Annotated in this window: 15 protein-coding genes; 11 read left to right on the top strand and 4 right to left on the bottom strand. The window is 65.5% G+C overall.

The features are described 5' to 3' along the window. Positions 1 to 45 precede the first annotated feature (45 nt). The 5 genes from NDI89_RS11370 (at position 46) to NDI89_RS11350 (ending at position 9,177) form a co-directional block, all read left to right on the top strand. On the top strand, positions 46 to 546 hold the full coding sequence (locus NDI89_RS11370) for a hypothetical protein (RefSeq protein ID WP_277521691.1): 501 nt from the start codon (positions 46 to 48) through the stop codon (positions 544 to 546). A gap of 433 nt (positions 547 to 979) precedes the next feature. Further along, on the top strand, positions 980 to 5,278 hold the full coding sequence (locus NDI89_RS11365; RefSeq protein ID WP_277521690.1) for a hypothetical protein: 4,299 nt from the start codon (positions 980 to 982) through the stop codon (positions 5,276 to 5,278). 697 nt (positions 5,279 to 5,975) lie between these two features. After that, positions 5,976 to 7,037 carry a zinc-dependent alcohol dehydrogenase family protein gene (locus tag NDI89_RS11360; protein ID WP_277521689.1) on the top strand — a complete coding sequence of 354 codons (1,062 nt, stop codon included), beginning with the start codon at positions 5,976 to 5,978 and terminating at the stop codon, positions 7,035 to 7,037. 543 nt (positions 7,038 to 7,580) lie between these two features. Then, entirely contained in the window at positions 7,581 to 8,618 is a 1,038-nt protein-coding gene (locus NDI89_RS11355) for a Gfo/Idh/MocA family protein (protein WP_277521688.1), read from the top strand. Positions 8,619 to 8,961: 343 nt separating this feature from the next. Then, entirely contained in the window at positions 8,962 to 9,177 is a 216-nt protein-coding gene (locus tag NDI89_RS11350) for a hypothetical protein (protein WP_277521687.1), read from the top strand. Between the two features lie 206 nt (positions 9,178 to 9,383). On the opposite strand, the gene NDI89_RS11345 is transcribed toward NDI89_RS11350, so the two are convergent. Beyond that, positions 9,384 to 10,400, bottom strand: a complete 1,017-nt coding sequence (locus NDI89_RS11345; protein ID WP_486641471.1) for a DUF7972 family membrane protein — start codon at positions 10,398 to 10,400, stop codon at positions 9,384 to 9,386. A gap of 321 nt (positions 10,401 to 10,721) precedes the next feature. Between NDI89_RS11345 and NDI89_RS11340 the strand changes: the two genes are divergently transcribed. Further along, positions 10,722 to 11,063, top strand: a complete 342-nt coding sequence (locus NDI89_RS11340; RefSeq protein ID WP_277521685.1) for a CHY zinc finger protein — start codon at positions 10,722 to 10,724, stop codon at positions 11,061 to 11,063. 42 nt (positions 11,064 to 11,105) lie between these two features. Here the strand turns inward: NDI89_RS11340 and NDI89_RS11335 are convergent, their stop codons facing one another. Further along, positions 11,106 to 12,446 (bottom strand): winged helix-turn-helix transcriptional regulator, encoded by a 1,341-nt coding sequence (locus NDI89_RS11335; RefSeq protein WP_277521684.1) that lies wholly within the window; start codon positions 12,444 to 12,446, stop codon positions 11,106 to 11,108. Positions 12,447 to 12,585: 139 nt separating this feature from the next. Here NDI89_RS11335 and mutS point away from each other — a divergent pair, with 139 nt between their 5' ends. The 3 genes from mutS (at position 12,586) to NDI89_RS11320 (ending at position 16,274) form a co-directional block, all read left to right on the top strand. Further along, positions 12,586 to 15,312 carry a DNA mismatch repair protein MutS gene (mutS, locus tag NDI89_RS11330; protein ID WP_277521683.1) on the top strand — a complete coding sequence of 909 codons (2,727 nt, stop codon included), beginning with the start codon at positions 12,586 to 12,588 and terminating at the stop codon, positions 15,310 to 15,312. Between the two features lie 219 nt (positions 15,313 to 15,531). Further along, a complete protein-coding gene (locus tag NDI89_RS11325; RefSeq protein ID WP_277521682.1) occupies positions 15,532 to 15,675 on the top strand; it encodes a hypothetical protein in 144 nt (47 codons plus the stop codon). 143 nt (positions 15,676 to 15,818) lie between these two features. Beyond that, positions 15,819 to 16,274, top strand: a complete 456-nt coding sequence (locus tag NDI89_RS11320) for a YbhB/YbcL family Raf kinase inhibitor-like protein (RefSeq protein ID WP_277521681.1) — start codon at positions 15,819 to 15,821, stop codon at positions 16,272 to 16,274. Positions 16,275 to 16,352: 78 nt separating this feature from the next. Here NDI89_RS11320 and nucS read toward each other — a convergent pair whose 3' ends face one another. Next, a complete protein-coding gene (nucS, locus tag NDI89_RS11315) occupies positions 16,353 to 17,096 on the bottom strand; it encodes an endonuclease NucS (protein WP_277521679.1) in 744 nt (247 codons plus the stop codon). A 132-nt stretch (positions 17,097 to 17,228) separates the two neighbouring features. Between nucS and NDI89_RS11310 the strand changes: the two genes are divergently transcribed. Further along, the gene (locus NDI89_RS11310; RefSeq protein ID WP_277521678.1) at positions 17,229 to 17,777 is read left to right on the top strand and encodes a hypothetical protein; all 549 of its coding nucleotides are present in this window, start codon (positions 17,229 to 17,231) and stop codon (positions 17,775 to 17,777) included. 49 nt (positions 17,778 to 17,826) lie between these two features. On the opposite strand, the gene NDI89_RS11305 is transcribed toward NDI89_RS11310, so the two are convergent. Beyond that, complete coding sequence (locus NDI89_RS11305; protein WP_277521677.1) at positions 17,827 to 18,312, bottom strand: DUF7984 family protein; 486 nt, start codon at positions 18,310 to 18,312, stop codon at positions 17,827 to 17,829. Between the two features lie 355 nt (positions 18,313 to 18,667). Between NDI89_RS11305 and NDI89_RS11300 the strand changes: the two genes are divergently transcribed. Continuing rightward, positions 18,668 to 20,602: a beta-CASP ribonuclease aCPSF1 gene (locus NDI89_RS11300; protein ID WP_277521676.1), complete on the top strand. Its 1,935-nt coding sequence runs from the start codon at positions 18,668 to 18,670 to the stop codon at positions 20,600 to 20,602. Positions 20,603 to 20,699: the final 97 nt, after the last annotated feature.

The following is a 20,699-nucleotide window of genomic DNA, read 5'->3' as shown; positions in this document are numbered from 1 at the left end:
GGAAGGTGAATTTATTATTCTCAGATTAATAGTTACTCATATATCATGTTCCCCCTACACCCCGAGAGCCCGATCAAACGACGACTAGTCGAACCCGTCCTCGCCGTGCTCGCGATCCTCTTGACGGCCGGGACAATCAACGAATCCGCGATTCTTTACGAAACCGCTCTCGGACGCCTGTGGTATCCGGCAGTGATACTCGTTCCCGGCCTCCTCTCTCTTTCCGTTCTGGTCGGTGGGGTGGCACACGGAATCCGACTCGGCTTCGCAGTTCTCGGTTCCGGTGATCGGATCCGGCCCGGTGACGCGGCGCTGACTCGGATCCTCGCCTCGTTCGTCCTCGGAGCCCTCGCCGTGTACACCCTGTTGTGGGTCGTTGCGACCCTGTACGTCCACCATCTGGCGGAAACGGGCGGTGTTTCCCCAACGATCTTCGTGCTGATGTTTGGAGGGGTTCTCGGTGCTCTCGTCTTGGTACGGGCCGTATTCTTTCAGTTGTTCCCGGAGGGGCCACTGTCCCGGCTGAACGGCCTATTCGTCGAGTGATCCGTTCCGTCGAGGCGACGGACACGTCGCGGACGACTGGCCCGCCCAGCAAAACGGTGAGGATCCACTCGCCATCGTCGTCGAGCGACACGGAGGAGTACGGCTTCGTATTGAGGACGTTCATCGGTGTCCGAACACATCGAACCACGAAATCAGCTGTGAAGACGACGGTGGAACGGGGTGTCGAATTGCCGGGTATCACGACAACGCCGAGGGAGATTGTACCGGCGAATCCCGATGAGCCTGTACGGATCTCATCGTCGCCGACCACCGATGCGCACCGACAGCTCCGACCGGGAGCGTCCGTCCGACCCCAACGGGTGCTACTCGCGGTAGAAACCGTTATATTAAGTGAAAATGTATTCGAACGTAGTCAACCGCCGTTGTCGCTCTCTGCAGTTCGTTCGTCGACGGAGTTGGTTGGAGCGAACATATGACAGTTCACATTCAGGAGGTCAGACCAGACGAACTGGCGGACGCCGTCGAATCGGGTGGGGTGACCCTCGTCCTCGGTGCACCCGGTATCGGAACGTCACGGCACCTGCAATCGCTGGGTCAGTTAGTCGAACGACTGCCCGAGGTCACCGCCGTCGACGATCGGGAACTCGTGATCGTCGAGGATTTCGTATCCGCAGTGTTCGACCTCGACGACAGAACGCTGGCAGCCTACACGTACGAGTACGGCGATAAGTCGCTGTTTACCAGATCGGGGGGTGCAGTGATCATCACCCGTCCACGGAGTTTCGACTGGCTCTGTCGGAGCGACCACGGGGTCTCCGAGAGATTCATCGAAAAGGTCGACACCGTTTTGTCGGTCCGAACGCCGCCGGTTGGTGCCACGGCCGCAATCGACGAGGTCCGACAGCGCATCACTCGACGGAGTCCGTCCGGACTACGAGACGACGAGCGAGCGGCCGTACTGGAGTGGGCCAGGTATCCGCCATACTACTTCGAGGGCCCAGAGGTTCAGCAACACCTGGGATGGTACGATGCGACAGTCACGCCGGCAGCGTTTCTCTCCCTCTCGAAATACGACGGCTCGGACGTACTGCTGCCCGGCGACGTCAGGCGAGCGTTCGGAGACTGTAACGTCTCGGTCGGGCCGTTCGGCGAGGCGTTTGCGGACGTCGTCTCGCCGCTCGTCCCGAGCGGTGGCCTCCCGAGTCGAACCCCTACCGAACGATCGCCTGCGGTCCTCGCCGCGGTCGCGCTCGTCGCCGTCGGAGTGGCAGACGACGCAGACTGGTTCGAGCCCCTCGCGCGGTATCGGACACCCCCCACGACCGCCGAGGCACTGGAGATCGCTCTGGATCTCCCGCCCGGAACGATCGATCACCTCCGCGTGTTCGCCGCCGATCCGGCGCGAGCACTGATCCGCGACCGACTCGCCGAGGACGACGACGAAGAGTCGGTGATCGATGCCGCGCGTGACGTGATGGGGCAGGCAGTGGACGCGCTCAGCTCGGAAGGTCCATCGTTCGAAACGATGTCGGTGGGACCCGAAGAGTACGGCTCCTCGCCACTCGTCGGCTCCTGGCACTGGGACGGCCCGCAAGCGTTACACGATGCCGCAGTCGAGCGCGAGCTTCCGGACCCGATTCGTGAGCTCGAGGGCACCGACGACGAGACGAATCGGGACTGGAGATCGCTCGTCGACGGAGACGAACTCCTCGAGGCGCTCGACGGGGGACTGGTCGTCCTCTCCGGTCCCAGGGCGAGCGGGAAACGCCGACTGGCCGCGTCCCTCGCCTCGGAGCTCGACGACTGGGGAACGACCGTCACACTTCCCGATCTCTCTCGTCCCGACCACATCCGGACGGGGATCGAGGCGACGCCGAACGCGATCGTCGTCGCAACGTACGGTGCCGAGCCGGCGGCCGTCAACGGCGACGACGGCGTTCGGGCACTCCCCGAGTGGATCGGCGACGGGAGTTGTGCGGGCGCGGTGCTCATCTGTGACGACACCAACCGCGAGCGGCTCGAGGACGTCGCCGATCGGGCGGGCTGTGACGAATTGACGGCCTGGACCGACCGCGTCGAGTTTTCGCTGGCAGATCCGACCGTCGATATCGACCGAGACCCGGCGACCGTCGCTCGCGACCTGCTCGATGCGATCGGGTGGAACGAGATCCGGTCGCCGTCTCGTCGGTCGGTCGACGTCGAGTCGGTCACGGATCAGAGCCCGCTGGCTGCGATCGCGGCCGTTCCCGATCACGCCCTGGACGGCGAGTTCGTCGGGACCGTCGTCGCCGAGGCCGTCGACGTCATCTCGACGACGCACGGGCCGGCCGCGGCCGAGCAGTGGCTCTCGTTCATCGACGACCTCGTGACCGACGTCGGGCGAAATCGAACCGCCGACTCGGACGAGTCCCTCCTGTACCGGGGCGAGGTCTACGAGACTGCGATCGCAGCCGTCGCACGGGCGAACCCGAGGACTGACGAGTGGGTCCACGCGGTCGCGCGCGGCGTTCTCGAGGTCACGAACGAAACAGCCGCTCCGTTCGCCGGTCGGGAATCCGTCGGCGGCGACCTGGAACCGTTTGCGACAGCGTTCGCGGCCGCACTGGCACGGCTCGCTCAGCCGCCGGACGGGTCGGCCGTGAACCACGGGGCGGTCGGGTGCGTCGACGAAGCCCTCCACGCATCGATCGTAGACGACGGGTGGCAGTTCCCGCTCCACTTCGTCTACGGGGCCGCGGTCGGCCAGATCGTCCGACGAGCCGACGATCCGAAGGCGGCCAACGGCGGCATCTCCACCATCGTTTCCCGCGTTCGCCAGTACGCGATGAGTGCCAACGATCACCACACGGCGAGCGCCCTCGGGAACAGTTTCGGGTCCATGCTCGGTGCAGTCGCAGGCGTCGAGCGGTCGACCGAGGAGTTGTCGGTCTGGGTCCACGATATCGAGTCCAGAGCCAGGGAGGCAGTTCAGGACGTCACTGATCGGCACAGTCGGCGGACGCTGCTCACAGAGCTCTACGTCGCAGGGCTCGGGCTGTGGGTCTTCGAGCACGGCTGTCCGGACGAGGCGTTCGGTCCCCTCCTCGAGGCCGTCGGCCAGAGCGTACGCCACACAGCGACAGCAGTAGAACTCGACGGCGATCCCGAGACGTACGTCCTCGAGGCGTACGGCCACACGGTTCGAGTCGTCGTCCAGTCGGGTGAGCTCGACCGAGCGGAACCGTTCTTCGCCGAGTGTCACCGGCTCGCTGATGCGATCGCCGGTTCCGACGGATTCGAAAACGAGCGAGACGGCCGAGCGGCTCTCCACGCGACGGGACTCGCCGCCTTCGGCGACGTCGAGTTGGACTCTCCCGACGCGGTCGGTCAGTACCCCTACGGTCGCGACACGATCGCGTTCGAGGACTCCCTCGGCTTCGAGGACTGGATGGAACTGTACGAGGAGTCCGTGACTCGGGGAGTCGGGTCCGATGCGTCCACCGCGGAGACGACGCAGTATCTGACGGAGGTCTACCGCGGGGCGCTGTCTACCCACGTACGGGGCTTCGATCCCGATTCGGACGAGTGGCCCGATTCGAACGACGGAGTGACACCACGAGGGGAGCGCACCTGGTACGGCGGGCTCACGGACCTGATCGAAACGCGAGCCACGACGACCGATGCGGTCGACGATCCGATTCAGTTCCTCGCAGAGGTCTACGGCGGAGCCGCCGTCGAGTGGGCAGCTGACGGGGAATCGAGTCGCACGCAGGAGTGGATCACGGTGCTCGTCCGGTCGTTTCGGACCAGTCGCGAGTCCATCGACGGGCGCGACGAGACGGACTGGTTCGACGCGTTCGCGTCGATCGATGCCGAGATTTTGGCGGCAGTGTTGACCCGGACGGACGTCGGCGAACGGACACACGAAGGGGTGGTCGATGCAGTGCTGTCCCAGATCCGGGCGGCTGCGACAGCCCAGGACAATCCACCGCATCCGGTCGTGTACGTGGCCTCGGTGTTTGGCGGTGCACTCGCACTCGCCGCCGACGCCCGGTCCGAGGAAGTTCGGTTCGGGGTGACCGAGGTCCTGGCGGCCCTGGACGGGGAGTGTTCGCTCGACTGGGTCGGCCTCGAGCGGGCAGACATCTTCGAGCGGATCTATGCCGAGGCGCTCTCACAGGTCGGTCGAACCCACACCGACGTTTCGGAAACGGAGGAGTGGTTCGACCTCGTTAGTGCCGGGATCGAAGCGGCCGCGACGAGGGAAGTGCCGGACCGTCCGGCCGAATTCGTCACCGGCGTGTACGCTCGAGCCCTCTTCGACGCAGCTCAGGACGGTGCCGACGAGTGGCGTCGGAAACTCGATTCGGAACTCCGTGAATTCACGAGGGGGCCGTCCGTGAACGAGCCGGCGACGTTCCTGGAAGGCCTCTACGCCGACGTAGTCGTCGAGGGCGCAAAGAGACACGGCCCCGGGATACGGATCGAAGCGTGCATTGAGGCCGTAGCCGAGTCTCTCCGGGCCGCGAGCGACGCGGGCCTGCTCCCGGACGATAACGCCCTGGAACGAACGGTTTCCCAAGCCGCCGACACGCTCTCGTCGGCCACCGTCAGGAATCCCGGCGATTTCGTGATCCGCATCGACCACGGTCTCCGAAAAACGGGCCACGAGTCTCTCGCGAACGACCTGTTCGACAACGGCGGTGACGACAAACCCGTTTCCGATGGCGAGTCGCCCTCGAATACTGACCGCGGGCTCGGCAGTACCTCACCGGAATCGGAGGATCGGTGAACGAATCCAGATGAGAAACGCATGCAGCGTGGTGTATCGCCGACGCGCCTCTTCGATGGCTGCCTGAATCGAGCGATACGTAACCGAGTGCGACGACGAACATCTGTACGGACGAGCGTCGATCGCCGAGGGGTTGCAGTCCATCGAGGCGTCCCACCCCGACGCAGTCCCGCTTCCCAGTTCGGAACTCCAGGGCCACATCGATGCCGCCGTCGACTTACCGCGTGAGTGAATCCGCGGTATCCTGCTCTCAAAACGTCTCGTCGTCACTGCGTTCGGAGTCGCGAGGCGAGTCAGTTCGTCGACCGACGACAGCCACCGTTCCGGAAGCCGACTCGCAGCGAACCGTGAGGAGACGCTTCGCACCGCTTGGAATCCGGTGTTGTCCGACGACGGGGCTTTCCACGGGACTGCACCGTCGAGTTGAGATAGTTGCCGGGGTGTGACCCGGGTGGCGAATCACCGCGCTCAGGGGCGTCTGCCCGACGGGACGTTCTCCCACCGCGATAGTTCCGTCGCAGGATACATCGACGGTTCGGTTTCGCGACTGGATCTCGAGATCCGAAGCGTTCGGGGCGAAAAGCGGTGTATTTCGGGTACTGGAGCCCGAGACAACGATACGAAACCCGCTCCGGATTTATGATGAATGATCACATACCGCCTACTCTTTTATAGTCGCTGGCTCAACCTATAATCCATGCGAGCAGCCGTACTCGAGGAACATGGTGAACCGCTTGCGGTCAAAGACGTCGACTATCCGGAGCCGAAGCCGGACCAGGTCATCGTCGAAACCGAGGCGTGTGGGATCTGCCGAAGCGACTGGCACGCCTGGCAGGGCGACTGGAGCTGGATCGGTGCCGGCGTCCCCGAGGGACAGGTTCTCGGTCACGAGCCCGCGGGCGTCGTCTCGGCGGTCGGCAGCGACGTCGAGACGCTCGAGGAGGGCGACCGCGTGGCGGTGCCGTTCCACCTCGGTGACGGGAGCTGTTCTCACTGCCGCGAAGGCCGGGCGAACAACTGCGAGACGGTGTTACCCCTCGGGCTATCGGAGTACGCACCGGGCGCGTTCGCGGAGGCGTTCCCCGTTCGCGAGGCCGATTTCAACTGCGTCAAACTCCCCGACGAGGTCGACTTCGCGGAGATGGCCGGCCTCGGCTGCCGGTTCATGACGGCCTATCACGCGCTTGCCGACCGGGCCAACCTCCGACCCGGCGACTGGGTCGCCGTCCACGGCTGTGGCGGGGTCGGTCTCTCGGCGATCCACATCGCGCAGGCGCTGGGCGCGCACCCCATCGCGATCGACGTCCTCGACAGCAAACTCGAGCGAGCCGAGGAACTCGGCGCGGTCGAGACGATCAACAGTACCGAGGTCGACAGCGCACCGCAGGCAGTGCAGTCGATCACCGGCGACGGTGCGGACGTCTCGATCGACGCGCTGGGCATCGCGGAAACCTGCCAGAACTCGGTCAACAGCCTGGGTACCCGCGGGAGCCACGTTCAGGTCGGTCTCACGACCGGCGAGGAACAGGGCCAGATCGAACTCCCCGTCGACATCATGACGATGCAGGAGATCGACTTCCACGGCTCCTTCGGGATGCCGCTGGTCCGCTACGAGGAGCTGTTCAACCTGATCGCGCAGGGCACCCTCGAGCCCAGCAAGATCATCGGCGAGACGCTCTCGCTCGAGGAGGCACCGGAGACGCTGGCCTCGATGGACGACTACGAGACGGTCGGCATTCCGGTTATTACGGAGTTCTAACCGGTGATCGTCGGACCGATAACCGATCGGTTCGGCGGCGGGAGTTACCGGCGGCGATCCGTACTGGGTCACGAACCCCGGGCGGGGCGGGAACCGCCCCGGGCGTGAGAGACATGAGCGTACTCGAAGCGGGGGCGAGTCCACGTCGAGCGATCCGGGCGTGAACGCACGCAATCGGCTGGTCAGCGCGTCGGTTGGGCCGAGCGCGTACCCGGCGGGGTTTTCTCCCCGCACGTCGGTCGATGCGCGTTTCGGCCATTGTTATGCGGCCGCTTGCACACCGGTAGCGTCTCCGAACCGCCCGCAGGTGGCGTATACTCCGCTCGTAGCCCGATGCTACGTCGTGATTGCTGGCACGTCGGAGGCATAACCGGTGTCTATACCGCGACCGCAAGCGGGATTCCAGCCGTGACGGACGGTCCCGTCTTCTCGATCCGGAACCGGGATCGAAAGCCGCGAACTGGATCGATTCGGGGTCGCGGCGGCGCGGTGCTTGCCTGCGACGCCTCCAGAGAGATGGCGCTGGACGGCGTTCGACGGCATATGTCTGATGGCGCTCCGTCACGCCCGATTCGGATCGGTATCGTCGGCCTGGGATACATCGGAACCACTGTCGGCGGTCAGTTTCACCGCCACCCGGACGCGACCGTCCGGGCGATCTGCGATCTCGACGCGGATCGACTCGAGTCTATCGGGGACGAATTCGACGTCCCCGACGACCGGCGCTACGCCGAGTATCCGGCGATGCTCGAGGACAGGGGCATCGACGCCGTCCTCGTCGGGACGCCCCACACCCTGCACTACGAGCAGGTCGTCGCCGCCCTCGATCGCGGCTGCCACGTCTACTGCGACAAGCCGTTGACGACGGACCTCGACCGGGCTCGCGATCTCACGGCGCGAGCCGAACGGAGCGATCCGACCGTCATGGTCGGCTACCAGCGACACTTGCAGACGGCCTTTCGGACGGCTCGCGAGCGGTTTACCGACCACGAACCGAGGTGGGTGACCGCCTCGATCACGCAGGACTGGATCGACGACTCGCGGGGGAGCTGGCGACTCGACCCGGAGCTGTCGGGCGGGGGATTCCTGTACGATACGGGGAGCCACGTCCTCGACGGCGTGCTCTGGACGACCGGGCTCGAGCCGGTGTCCGTCGCCGCGAGTATGGACTTCCACGACGACGAGAACCGCGTCGATAGCCGCGCCCACCTCGACGTGGCGTTCGCGAACGGTGCGACCGGAACGTTCTCGTTCCACGGCGACGCCCCGTCGGTCCGCGAGCACCTCCACCTCTGGGACGACGACGGCGCGGTCTACCTCGAGGGAACGCAGTGGGGACCGCGGGACGTCCGCGAGATCCGTGCCGATGCCGGAGAGTACGTCCCCTACGTCGATCCCCGCGGCGAGCAGTCCCGCGCCGACGCCTTCCTCGAGAGCGTCAGGGAGGGGAGCGAACCGCCGGCGACGGCTCGAGACGCGCTCCGAGTGACGGCACTGACCGAGGCGGCGTACGAAGCGGCGCTGTCGGGCGGGCGGGTCACTATCGACGGCCTCACCCCCGAGTTCGCGGAACGGGAATGAGCGGGGAGACGATACCGGCCGACAGTGGGGCTCTCCGCGTTGCTATCGAGCGGATCTCCGTTCGTGAAGCCCCTCGGTAAACAGTCGTCTACCGGCCCGACCCGGGAGTAAATACGCGTTTTCGTCGGAAAATCGACGAACCGGCGATCGGTGAGAAACCCGCCCCAGTCGTGCGATTAGACGGCTATTACTCGCAGTCTGGGCGGCACGGTTGGGCGTGAGTCGTCGGTGAGGCCCGAACGGTCTCCCACAGCGACCACGAGCCCGGTAAGAGCCCGATAGTCACTCGTCCCTTTCGGTTACAAGCCGGATAACTACAACCGATCGCGGGTACCGAACTGGTATGATCACCTGCACTAACTGCGAGACCGCCCAGTTCCTGCAGATCACCCAGAGCCGCGTCTACTTCGAGGACGGCGAGATGATAAACGAGATCTCCGAGACCTACGAGTGTACCCTCTGTGGCGCGACCGGCCGGTACGTCTACGACGACGATAGCGACGAGGAGACGATCACGGGCGACGTCGAACAGACGACGGAACGCCCGAAGTACGCCTGACAGCCGGCCCTCGTCGGAGGGCACAATCGTATCGATTTCGAGCGGGTCTCGGGCCAGGTGATTGGCAACAGTAAACACGACATCGGCATCCTCATCGTGGGCGTCTCGTTTTCCGCTCCGCTGCTCGATTTCGGTCCCGGTCACGCTATGACAACGCCGTTCGATCGTTCGGACCGGCGATCTGTCTCTCGCTTCCGTCGCCGATCCTACTGAAGAATGAACGGCCCTGCACCCGCGGTTCGTCGTGCGACGGTCGCCATCCGGATCGTAAACGATGTCAGAACGAGGAACGGAATCAGTGCGATCGAGAACGCAATCGCGACGAACATCAACAGCGGCGGAAGGCCCAACATCCAGATCTCCGGCACGAGATTGGCATTGATCGCGAGGATCGTCGACACGGTCGCGATGATCGACGGAAACGCACTGATCAAAAGCGTCCGCGAGAGCTCGGAGATTTCCCGGCTGTAGTACAGCGTTTTGAAGTATTCCCGTCCGGTCGCAAACAGCTCCAATGCTTGTAGCAAGTCCTCGAAGGGGTCCTCGCCGACGTCGGACTCGTCGTCCTCGAACCGAAACGCGAATTCGCGAACCTGGTCCATCATCGGACCGTAATCCGTCTCGAGTCCGAGCCAGAGGACGCCGAACTCGGCACCGCCGACGTGGTGGATCGACTCGTCGAGGTGATCGGCGGTCTCCGTGATGGACTCGGTGTACTCTCTGATATCGGTGGCCAACTCCTCGTCGGACCCCTCGGCGACGTCCTCCAATTGATGGGCGTGATCTCGAATGGTCTCCGCGACAACTTGGATGAACATCCGCGCGTTCGTCGGGTCTTCATCCGTTACCGTGACCCTATCTAACTCGCGTCGGAACTCTCGCATACCTTTGATACGCTCCTGCTGAGCGCTTATGTGGGTAATGTCGTAGGAGAGGACCGTCGAGTTGATCGAGACGACGATCGAAACTAGCAGGATGATCCCACTGAGGAACGTGTTGAGTATCGTCTGGACGGCCTGTGTCTCGGTGAGGAGGACGCTCATTTCGAACGTCCAGAGCATCCCGATCAGGATGATGCTGAGGAGCGTCATTGTCAGTAGCGCCCCGGTGACGGCGTATCGATTCCCTTCCAGAAGCAACCATCGACTGAGCCCGACACCGCGTCGACGGCTCGGAATGGGAAACCAACTTCTCAGATTGTCAAACCTGTCGGAAGCGCTCATATGTGGGGGAAGCTGAAGGTCAGTTGGAGGGTACCTGTCATGCCTTCCGTGGGGTTATCTCATAGTAACGGAAGTCGATGAGCCACTTAAGAAGACGGCCGGCCAATACTACCACGTTTAGGTAGTGTCGTCCGGCGGACGACGTTCGGGAGTCGATCGCGGCGTCGGCTACTGACAGCCAAACGTATGTCTAAAGTGACTGAAATCCGAGCGTCCGACGCGTAGGGTTCGGATACGAGTCCCCATCCCCGCCTGCTCGACGACATTGCCGACCGTAACGGCGAAGTCCGCTGGGGCCGTCGTTTCGCTCGAATACGTTCTATGTCGGACCAGCCTGTCCGCGGCGTCGATGTCGATCACGAAACACGGTGCGCTCACTACCGAACCGACCGAGACGTCGTCTCCTTCAAGTTCGATTGCTGCGAGCGGTACTACCCCTGCTTCCGGTGCCACGAGGAATCGACGACCCACGAGGCCGTCCCGTGGCCTCGAGCGCGGTTCGACGAGCCGTCCGTTCTCTGTGGCGTTTGCGGGACCGAACTCACCGTCCCCGGCTACCTCGAGGCCGACTATAGCTGTCCGGCCTGTGACGCCGCGTTCAATCCCGGCTGTGCGAACCACGCGGAGCTGTACTTCGAGACGACGGGTTCGAGCGGAGAGTGAGGGTCGGTCGAGAAACCGTTGGGCAGCATCGACCGAGGACAGTCAGTCGTCGGCGGGGGCCGGTTCCGCGTCGCCTGTCGGCGGGGAATCGCCGCCGAGCGCCCTTTCGACCCGGGGCGGGAGTTCGTTGACGATCGAGCGGCCGTCGCGTTCCCGCATGACCAGCCCGTCGTCCTCGAGCCCCGCGAGGTGATGTGACACCGTGCTCGGATCGCGCTCGAGTTCGTCCGCGAGCCGGCCGTTGTGCGCCCGGCCGAGCGCCGCGAGCGCCTCGAGCACGTCGCGTTTGGCCGGTTCCGCGAGCGCGGCCTGCAGTTCGGCGTCGGCTCCCTCGAGGAAGTAGCGGCGCTTCCCGGTGTGCTTGCTCGTGGTTATCAGGCCCTCCTCCTCGAGGATGCGGACGTGGTGGCGGACCGTCGAGAGGGGGACGCCGGTCTCGTCGCTGAGTTGCGAGAGGTACGAGCCCGGCTCGGCCTCGATCGTCTCGTAGAGCGCCCGGCGGCGGTCGTGCTCGAGCGGATCGGAATCGTCGTACTGGCTGTACCTGAACAGCGGCAGGAGCTTCCAGAGGTCCGTCCCGGCCCGTCGGAGCAGTCGCGTCTCGCGGAGGGTGTGCAGCCACCCGGCCGTCGCGGCGCTCCCGCCGCCGGCCGTCCCGGTCGCACCGGCACCGCTGGCCGCCGCACCGGAGGCGGTGATCGCCCCCAGCATCCCGACCAGTATCGCGTCCGTCGCCGTTTCGGTGCCGTCGGACGCTCCGTCGGCGTCGCCACCGCTGCCCGCGCTCGCGTTCTCGGCCGTGGCCGTTCCGTCGCTCGAGCCGCTCGGATTCGATTCACGCGTACCGAGCCCGGCCTCGAGAGCGGCATCGATCGTCGTTTCGTCGACTGTTTCCCCCGTTTCGTCGACGGTATCGGTCGTGGTGTCGACGGTATCGGTCGTGGTGTCGACGGTGCCGTCGACAGTGTCGGTCGTCGTATCGACGGTGTCGTCGACCGTCTCGGTCGTTTCGTCGACCCCATCGCCCGTCTCACCGGAGCCGTCCGAATCGTCGGTCTCGTTCTCGAGGGCGTCGGTCGTACTATCGGTCGCGTCCTCGACCGAATCGGTCGTCGTCCCCGAGGTATTCTCGACGGAGTCCGTCGTGGTATCGGTCGTGTCTTCGACGGTATCGGTCGTCGTCTCGGTGGTGTTCTCGAGCGCCTCCGTCGTCTCGTCGAGAGACCCGTCGACAGCGTCGGTCGTCGAGAGCGCGGTCGCACTCGGCAGTACGGACCCGGCACTCGAGGCACCGGCCGCGGTACCTGCACCCGCGCCGCCGACTAGCATCGCGACGACGAGACACGCGAGCAGGCGCGTCGCGATCGACGATTCCGATTGCATGCTACGCCGATTATGTGCGGTCGAGCGTAATACGTTTTGTCCGTTTCCTGACTGTCACGTCGCTCGATAGACGGGTGCTCGAGAGACCAGGGCGGTCGATCCAGCAAGGTATTTCCGCATCGGGCGGCCGAATTCGGGTATGGATCCGGCGCTTGGCCCGCCCGAGCGGATGGCCGAGAAACGCGACGAGCTGACGCCGATGATGGCGCAGTACCACGACCTCTGTGCGCGCTACGACGACGCGATCGTTCTGTTTCAGGTGGGGGATTTTTACGAGACGTTCTGCGGCGCGGCCGAACGCACCGCGCGCCTGCTCGAGATCGCCCTGACCAGCCGCGAGGACTCGACCGGCGAGTACCCGATGGCCGGCATCCCGATCGACAACGCCGAATCGTACATCGAGGAGCTACTCGAGGCGGGATATCGGGTCGCGGTAGCAGACCAGGTCGAGGAACCGGGTGAGACGTCGGGCGTCGTCGAGCGTGCGGTGACGCGCGTGATCACGCCGGGAACGCTCACGGAGGACGAACTGCTCGCGAGCGACGACAACAACTTCGTGGCCGCCCTCGCTCGCGAGCGCACGGCCGGCGCGGACGACGAACTCGCCCTGGCCCTGCTGGACGTCTCGACCGGGGACTTCCTCGCGACGAGTTCGACCTCGAGGGAGGCCATCGCGGACGAGGTGAGCCGGTTCGCTCCCGCGGAGGCCGTCGTCGGGCCGGCTGCGCCCGCCGACGTGCTCCCGGAAAACTGTATGGTCACGCCGTACGACGAAGGGGCGTTCGACCGCGAGGGGGCCGGGGAGAAGCTGTCGACGTACTTCCGCAATCCCGACGCGCTGCTCGCGAGCGACGCCGAGGTTCGGGCCTGCGGTGCGTTGCTCTCCTACGCGGAGTACGTCCGCGGCGGCGCACACGAAGGCGAGCGCGGCGACGCGAGGGACGCCGACGAAGACGCGGCCGCGAATTCGGGCGGGGACTCCCGCCTCGAGTATCTCACCCACCTCACGCGGTACGATCCCCGCGAGTACCTCCTGTTGGACGCCGTCGCCCTGCGGAGCCTCGAGCTGTTCGAACCCCGCGCCGTCCACGGCCGGGACGAGGCGACGCTCGTCGGCGTCCTCGACGAGACGGCGAGCGCGCTGGGCGGCCGGAAACTCCGCGACTGGCTCCGGCGGCCGCTGCTCGAGCCCGACCGGATCGAGGCGCGACTGGACGCCGTCGAGGAGCTCACGAGCGCGGTCCAGACCCGTGAACGACTGCACGACCTCCTGCGGAGCGTCTACGACCTCGAGCGACTGATCGGACGGATCTCCCGAGAACGGGCGAACGCGCGGGATCTCCGCTCGCTCCGGGACACCCTCGCGGTGGTGCCCGACGTTCGCGAGGAACTCGCCGACGCCGACTGCGACCGACTGCAGCGGCTCCACGACGATCTCGATCCCCTGACGGACGTCCGCAAGTTGCTCGAGGACGCGATCGATTCCGACCCCCCAATCGAGATCACCGAGGGGGACATCATCGCGGAGGGCTACGACGAGGATCTGGACGAACTCCGCCGGACCGCGCGAGCGGGTAAGCAGTGGATCGACGACCTCGAGGAGAGCGAAGCCGAGCGCACCGGGATCGGTTCGCTGAAAGTCGATTACAACTCGGTTCACGGCTACTACATCGAGGTGACGAATCCGAACCTCGACTCGGTGCCCGACGACTACCAGCGCCGCCAGACCCTGAAGAACTCGGAGCGGTTCGTCACGCCGGAGCTCAAGGAACGCGAAGACGAGATCGTCGGCGCGGAAGAGCGCGCGGACGAACGCGAGTACGAACTCTTCTGCGACGTGCGTCGCGACATCGCAGCGGAGGTCGAACGCGTACAAGGCCTCGCCGAGGCACTTGCGACCCTCGACGCCCTCGTCTCGCTGGCGACGGCCGCCGCCCAGTACGACTACTGTCGGCCCGAGATACGGGAGCGCGACGGGAGTCGGACCCTCGAGATCGAGGGCGGTCGCCACCCCGTCGTCGAGCGCACCCAGGAGTCGTTCGTCCCGAACGACGCCCGCTTCGCGAGCGATCGGCGGCTGGCGGTGATCACGGGGCCGAACATGTCGGGGAAGTCGACGTACATGCGACAGGTCGCCCAGATCGTCCTGCTGGCACAGGTCGGGAGTTTCGTTCCCGCCAGCGCCGCCCGAATCACGCCGGTCGATCGGATTTTCACCCGCGTCGGGGCGAGCGACGACATCGCGGGCGGCCGCTCGACGTTCATGGTCGAGATGGACGAACTCGCGACCATTCTACGGGAGGCCGACGAGCGCTCGCTCGTCCTGCTGGACGAAGTCGGGCGAGGCACGTCGACCGCCGACGGAATGGCCATCGCGCAGGCGATCACCGAACACCTCCACGACGAGGTCGGCGCGACGACGCTGTTCGCGACCCACCACCACCCGCTGACCGAACTCGCGGACGAGCTCGCGGCCGCGTTCACCCTCCACTTCGAGGTCGAGCAGGACGACGACGAAGTCGTCTTCCACCACGAGATCGCGCCCGGCGCGGCGACGGGGTCCTACGGCGTCGAGGTCGCAACCGCAGCCGGCGTCCCCGAGTCCGTCGTCGAGCGCTCGCGGGAACTGCTCGCAGACGCGGGTGAGGAGGCCCTCGAGTCGACCGGAGAGGGCGATCAGGGCCCCGACACCGACTCGAGTCCCGCTCCGACTCACGGCGCGGAGACAACCGGGACCGCGACAGCGGACGGCGGCGATATTCCCGCCGACGTGGCCGCGGAGCTCCGTGCGCTCGACCTCGCCCACCTCACGCCGGTCGAAGCGCTGACGGAACTCGATCGGTTGAAGCAGCTGCTCGAGGAGTGACGGCCGTCGCTCGTCGCCGACGAGGAATTCGCCGCCTGCCTCGAGATAGGTCTCGCCGACGGTCTCGCATTGCAGTCTCGTGGCGTTCTCGGACTCGGGAACCGTCCCCGGCCGGTCGCGACGGAGCGATAGTCCGCGTCCCGTACTCGAGTATGGCATTGATGGTCGGGCTGCAAGACCCGGCACAACGCACAACCGTCTCGGCCGCGGTATAGTTGTATGACATATCGAACGACGATCGGCTGGTCGCTCATCTCCTCGGGAATCGTCACGCTGTTGCTGGCGTATCTGCCCGGGAAGTCGTGGTGGTGGGGCGTTTTCCTCTTGCTCCTCGGAATCGTGGTCTTCACCGTGCGGCGGTAACGGATCGACATCCACGCTCGACGTCGCTGCTCGATCGGCCCGTCGACCGTCCGCGATTCGAGACCGGGGGTCGATCCGGCTGTAAGATTATTCTATCTCGATGGTGAAGACGCGTCTCGAGACGACAGACGGAGGCGATCGAAATGGGTGACCTCACGATCGACAGTCCGGCCTTCGATCACGGCGAACGGATCCCCGAGGAGTACGGCTACACCGAACGCAACGTCAACCCCCCGCTCGAGATCGGCGGCGTCCCAGACGACGCCGAGTCGCTCGCGTTGATCGTCGACGATCCCGACGCGAAGGAGCCCGCCGGCAAGGTGTGGGACCACTGGATCGTCTGGAACGTGCCGCCGGACACGGAGACGATTCCGGAGGACTGGGGGCCGGAGGAGGCGACCGAAGGGACGAACGATTACGGGGACCACGGCTACGGCGGCCCGAACCCGCCGGACAGGGAACACACGTATCGCTTCAACCTGTACGCGCTAGATACGACGCTCGAGCACGGTTCCGACGCCAGCGCGGCCGATATCGAGTCGGCGATCGATGGGCGCGTGCTCGATCGGGCGACGCTCGAGGGAACGTATCCAGCGTAGTATCGGGTCGTCGATCAGCGAAAAATCGTTCCGGCGATCTGTGAAATCGGAGACTGACCGCCGACTGGTCGCGACCGCTTACTCGGCCGGCGGCTCGAGCGCGACGAACTCGAGGCCGTGTTCCGTCAGCAGTCCGCTCGCGCGATCGGTTACCGACGGGGCAACGAGGACGCCGCGAACCGCGGCGTCGGCGTGGAGATCTCGCTCGAGGGCGTCGACGTACCGGCGGAGCTGGCTCACCGCGTCTGGGCCGACCCGACGCCGCTTCAGTTCGACGACGACCGCGCGGTCGGCCGCGTCCTCGCCGTAGATGTCGACGGCTCCCGCGGGAGTCTCCCGCTCGGTCGCCAGCGGCGTGAACCCGGCCTCGAGCAGGTCGGGCTCCTCGAGGATCCGCTGGCGGAGGTCCTCCTCGGTACCGACGAGGGCGAGGTCGTTCTCGTCGGACCCCGAGAACGCGGAGACCTGCAGGACGTCCTCGAACCGAACGCGGAGCCGTTCGTTCGGAGTCGAACGGACGCTTTCGAGCACGAGCGCGTCGTCCTCGCGGACGACCTCGTGGTCACAGCCCGGCGGTTGCCAGTTGACCGGCTGTTGGCCCTCGTCCGTGTGGACCAGCGCCGCACCGTCGGGCTTGAGCATCACGTGCCGATGCCCCGCCTCGAGCCGGCTCGAGGCTCGTCCATCGTAATCGACCGTGCAGCGACCGTAGGCGGTCACGATCGCGCCGCGATCGAGCCCGCGTGCGATCAGGTCGCAGGCGGCCGCCGGCGTCGGTCCCTGGAGGGTTTCCGTTCGCTGGCTGCCTTCTGAATCCGTCACTGGTTCGGGGTACGACGGGGACGGACAAAAGGGACGCGCTGTCGGGTGGATCTGCTGCGGTTCGCTCGCTGCCGCGCGGCGTGACGACAACGCAGAAGGTATATTTTCGTGCGTTTCTTCGATTCAGAGACAATGTCGAATATTCCGACCCGCCGGAGCTTCCTCGCGCTCACCGGCACCGCTGCCGCCGCGTCGCTCGCCGGGTGTTCCCGGTTCGGATCGACGGACCAGTCCGCCGACGGATCGGAGGACCCGGTGACGGTACAGATCACGGCGGCCGAAGAGGAGGTAACGAGTCTCAGAGAGGAGATCGAGGCCGATATCGAGAGCGGTGACCTCAGCCAGCAGGAGGGACAGCTGGAGTATCGAGAGCGGCGGCTCGAACTGGTCGAATCGGCGGCGACCTCGTTCGAGGAATCGGTATCGGACAGCGAGTTCACGATCGAGGAATCCGAGACGGCGTACGGACTTTTCCTCGTCGCCGGCTCCGCCGACGCGATCCTGTCGGAACTCCGGAACGGCTCCGTCGGTGGGGTTTATCCCGGCGATCAATACGAGCAGCGCGTTCAACAGCAACAACAGCAAGCCCAACGGCGCGAGCAACAGCGCGCACTCCTCGAACAACAACAGCAAGCGGCGGACAACGAAACGACGAACGAGACGAACGAGACGGACGGGTAGCTCGAGAGCGACGTCGTCTCCGGCCGGTCTCATTCTCGCTGCCGGATCCTTATCGTTCGACGGAGAAGGGACTCTCGCGCTCGGTCCAGTTCCAGCCGGGGAGTCGCTCCTGGAAGCCGGCGGCGAGGGCCGCCTCGCAGTCGTCGACACCCGCGTTCTCGTCGGCGTCGCCGTGCACGCGAACGTCCGCGTAGTGGAAGGTCGCTTCGCCGAGGGTTCGTAGCGGCTGGCTACCGGCGATCGTCGCGGCCAGTTCGCGGCCGAGGATCTCGTCGACCACGAACCCCGGATAGTCCCCGTCCACGTCGAGGTCCCTGAGTATCGCGACCATCGCGGCGACGTTGACCGCCAGATCGCCGTCCGCGAAGACGGCGTCGACCTCCTCGTGATACTGTTCGTCGGTGACCGGGTCCACATCGGTGTCGAAGACATCGCCGAGATCGGCGCGAACGTCGTTGATCAAGGGGACGACGGTATCCGCTCGGTTCGCTACCCAATCGCGTTCCTCGGCGACTCGAGTCGGTGTCAGACGCATCTGTCGGCCGTGACTACTGTCCCTGTGGCCCTTATTTTTGCGAAGGCTTTTATACCACGCAAAGAATAGCGTCGAGTAAGCGGGTTCTCCCTGGAATTGTCCCGCACGGACCAGGATAACCGATCCGGGAGCATGTTCGTCACGGCACGGAGTCGGATACAATGATTCGGAAGGCGAACCGGAGTCCGAGCGTTGTCCCGCGCGGACGACGAGACGCGCTACTCGCTCCGGAACGGCAGCGACCACCCGACACCCGTCGCGTCGATACCGGTCGACCGTCTCCACCCTCCGACTCCCGTCCTGACGTCGTGTCCGATCCCGGACGACGAGTTCACGCAAGCCACATTGGCGACCTATGAGCACTGTAGAGCAGCAACTCGACGATCTCGAAGCACAGATCACGAGCGAGTTACCGAGCGATATCTCGGTCTCCTCGGTGAAGTACGAAGGCCCCGAACTGGTGGTCTACACGCGCGACCCGAAGAAGTTCGCCCAGCAGGGCGACCTCATTCGGCAGCTCGCGAGCAAGCTCCGCAAGCGGATCACCGTTCGCCCAGACCCCAGCGTCCTCTCGCGGCCCGAGCAGGCCCGCGAGGAGATCATGGACGTCATCCCCGGCGATGCGGGGGTCACCGACCTCGACTTCCACGCCGACACCGGCGAGGTCGTCATCGAGGCCGAAAAGCCGGGCATGGTCATCGGCCGCCACGGGTCGACGCTCCGCGAAATCACGAAGACCGTCGGCTGGACGCCCGAAGTCGTCCGCACGCCGCCGATCGAATCATCGACCGTCTCGAACGTTCGCAGCTTCCTCAAACAGGAACGCGACGAACGTCGGGACATCCTCGAGAAGGTCGGCCGACAGATCCACCGCGAGGAGATGTCCGACGACGAGTACGTCCGCATCACCACGCTGGGGTGCTGTCGCGAGGTCGGACGGGCCTCGTTCATCCTCTCGACCCCCGAGACGCGGATCCTCATCGACTGCGGTGACAAACCCGGCGCAGAGGGCGAAGTGCCCTACCTCCACGCGCCCGAGGCGCTCGGGGCCGGCCCGCAGACCATCGACGCGGTCGTCCTCACCCACGCCCACCTCGACCACTCCGCGCTGATCCCGCTCCTGTTCAAGTACGGCTACGACGGCCCGATCTACTGTACCGAGCCCACGCGGGACCTGATGGGCCTGCTGACGCTCGACTACCTCGACGTCGCGGCCAAGGAAGGCCGGAGCCCGCCCTACGAGAGCGAGCAGGTTCGGGAGGCGATCAAACACTGCATCCCCCTCGAGTACGGCGACGTCACGGACATCGCGCCGGACGTCAAACTCACCTTCCACAACGCGGGCCACATCCTCGGCTCGGCCGTCTCGCACTTCCACATTGGCGACGGCCTCTACAACGTGGCCTTCTCCGGCGACATTCACTACGACGACACCCGCCTGTTCAACGGCGCGGTCAACGACTTCCCGCGCGTCGAGACGCTCGTCCTCGAGTCGACCTACGGCGGTCGCAACGACTACCAGACCGACCAGTCCGACTCCGAGCGCAATTTGAAGGAGGTCATCACGGAGACCTACGAGAAGGACGGCAAGGTCGTCATTCCCGCCTTCGCGGTCGGCCGATCCCAGGAGATCATGCTCGTCCTCGAGGAGGCGATGCGCAGCGGCGACATCCCCACGATGCCGGTTCACCTCGACGGCATGATCTGGGAGGCGACGGCGATCCACACCACCTATCCCGAGTACCTCAGGGACGACCTGCGGGACCGCATCTTCCACGAGGACGAGAACCCGTTCCTCGCCGAGCAGTTCAACCACATCGACGGCGGCGAGGAAGAACGCCAGGACGTCGCCGACGGCGAGCCCTGCATCATCCTCTCGACCTCGGGGATGGTCACCGGCGGCCCGATCATGTCCTGGCTGGGCCACATCGGCCCCGATCCGGACTCGACGCTCGTCTTCGTCGGCTACCAGGCACAGGGAACGCTGGGCCGACGCATCCAGAACGGCTGGGACGAGATCCCCACCAGCGAAGTCGGTGCCATGGGCAACGGCGGCGGCCGCGGCACCCTCTCGCTGAACATGGACGTCGAAACGGTCGACGGCTTCTCCGGCCACGCCGACCGCGCCGGCCTCGAGAACTTCGTCAAGACGATGAATCCGCGGCCCGAGAAGGTGCTGTGCGTCCACGGCGACGAGCGCTCCACGCAGGACCTCTCCTCCGCGCTCTACCACGACTTCGACATGCGCACCTTCGCGCCGAAGAACCTGGAGACGTTCCGCTTCCTCTAAAGAAAGCCCTCGCGATCGCTTGGCAGCGATCGCTCGCCCTTTCAATGTCCGCCAGGATCGCACTCGCGCGGCGCGCGGATCCGCGCGCCGCGCGGGC

Origin of the sequence: Natrinema salsiterrestre (assembly GCF_029502005.1) — an archaeon.
Taxonomy (GTDB): domain Archaea; phylum Halobacteriota; class Halobacteria; order Halobacteriales; family Natrialbaceae; genus Natrinema; species Natrinema salsiterrestre.
This window is presented reverse-complemented; position numbering and strand designations above follow the sequence as displayed.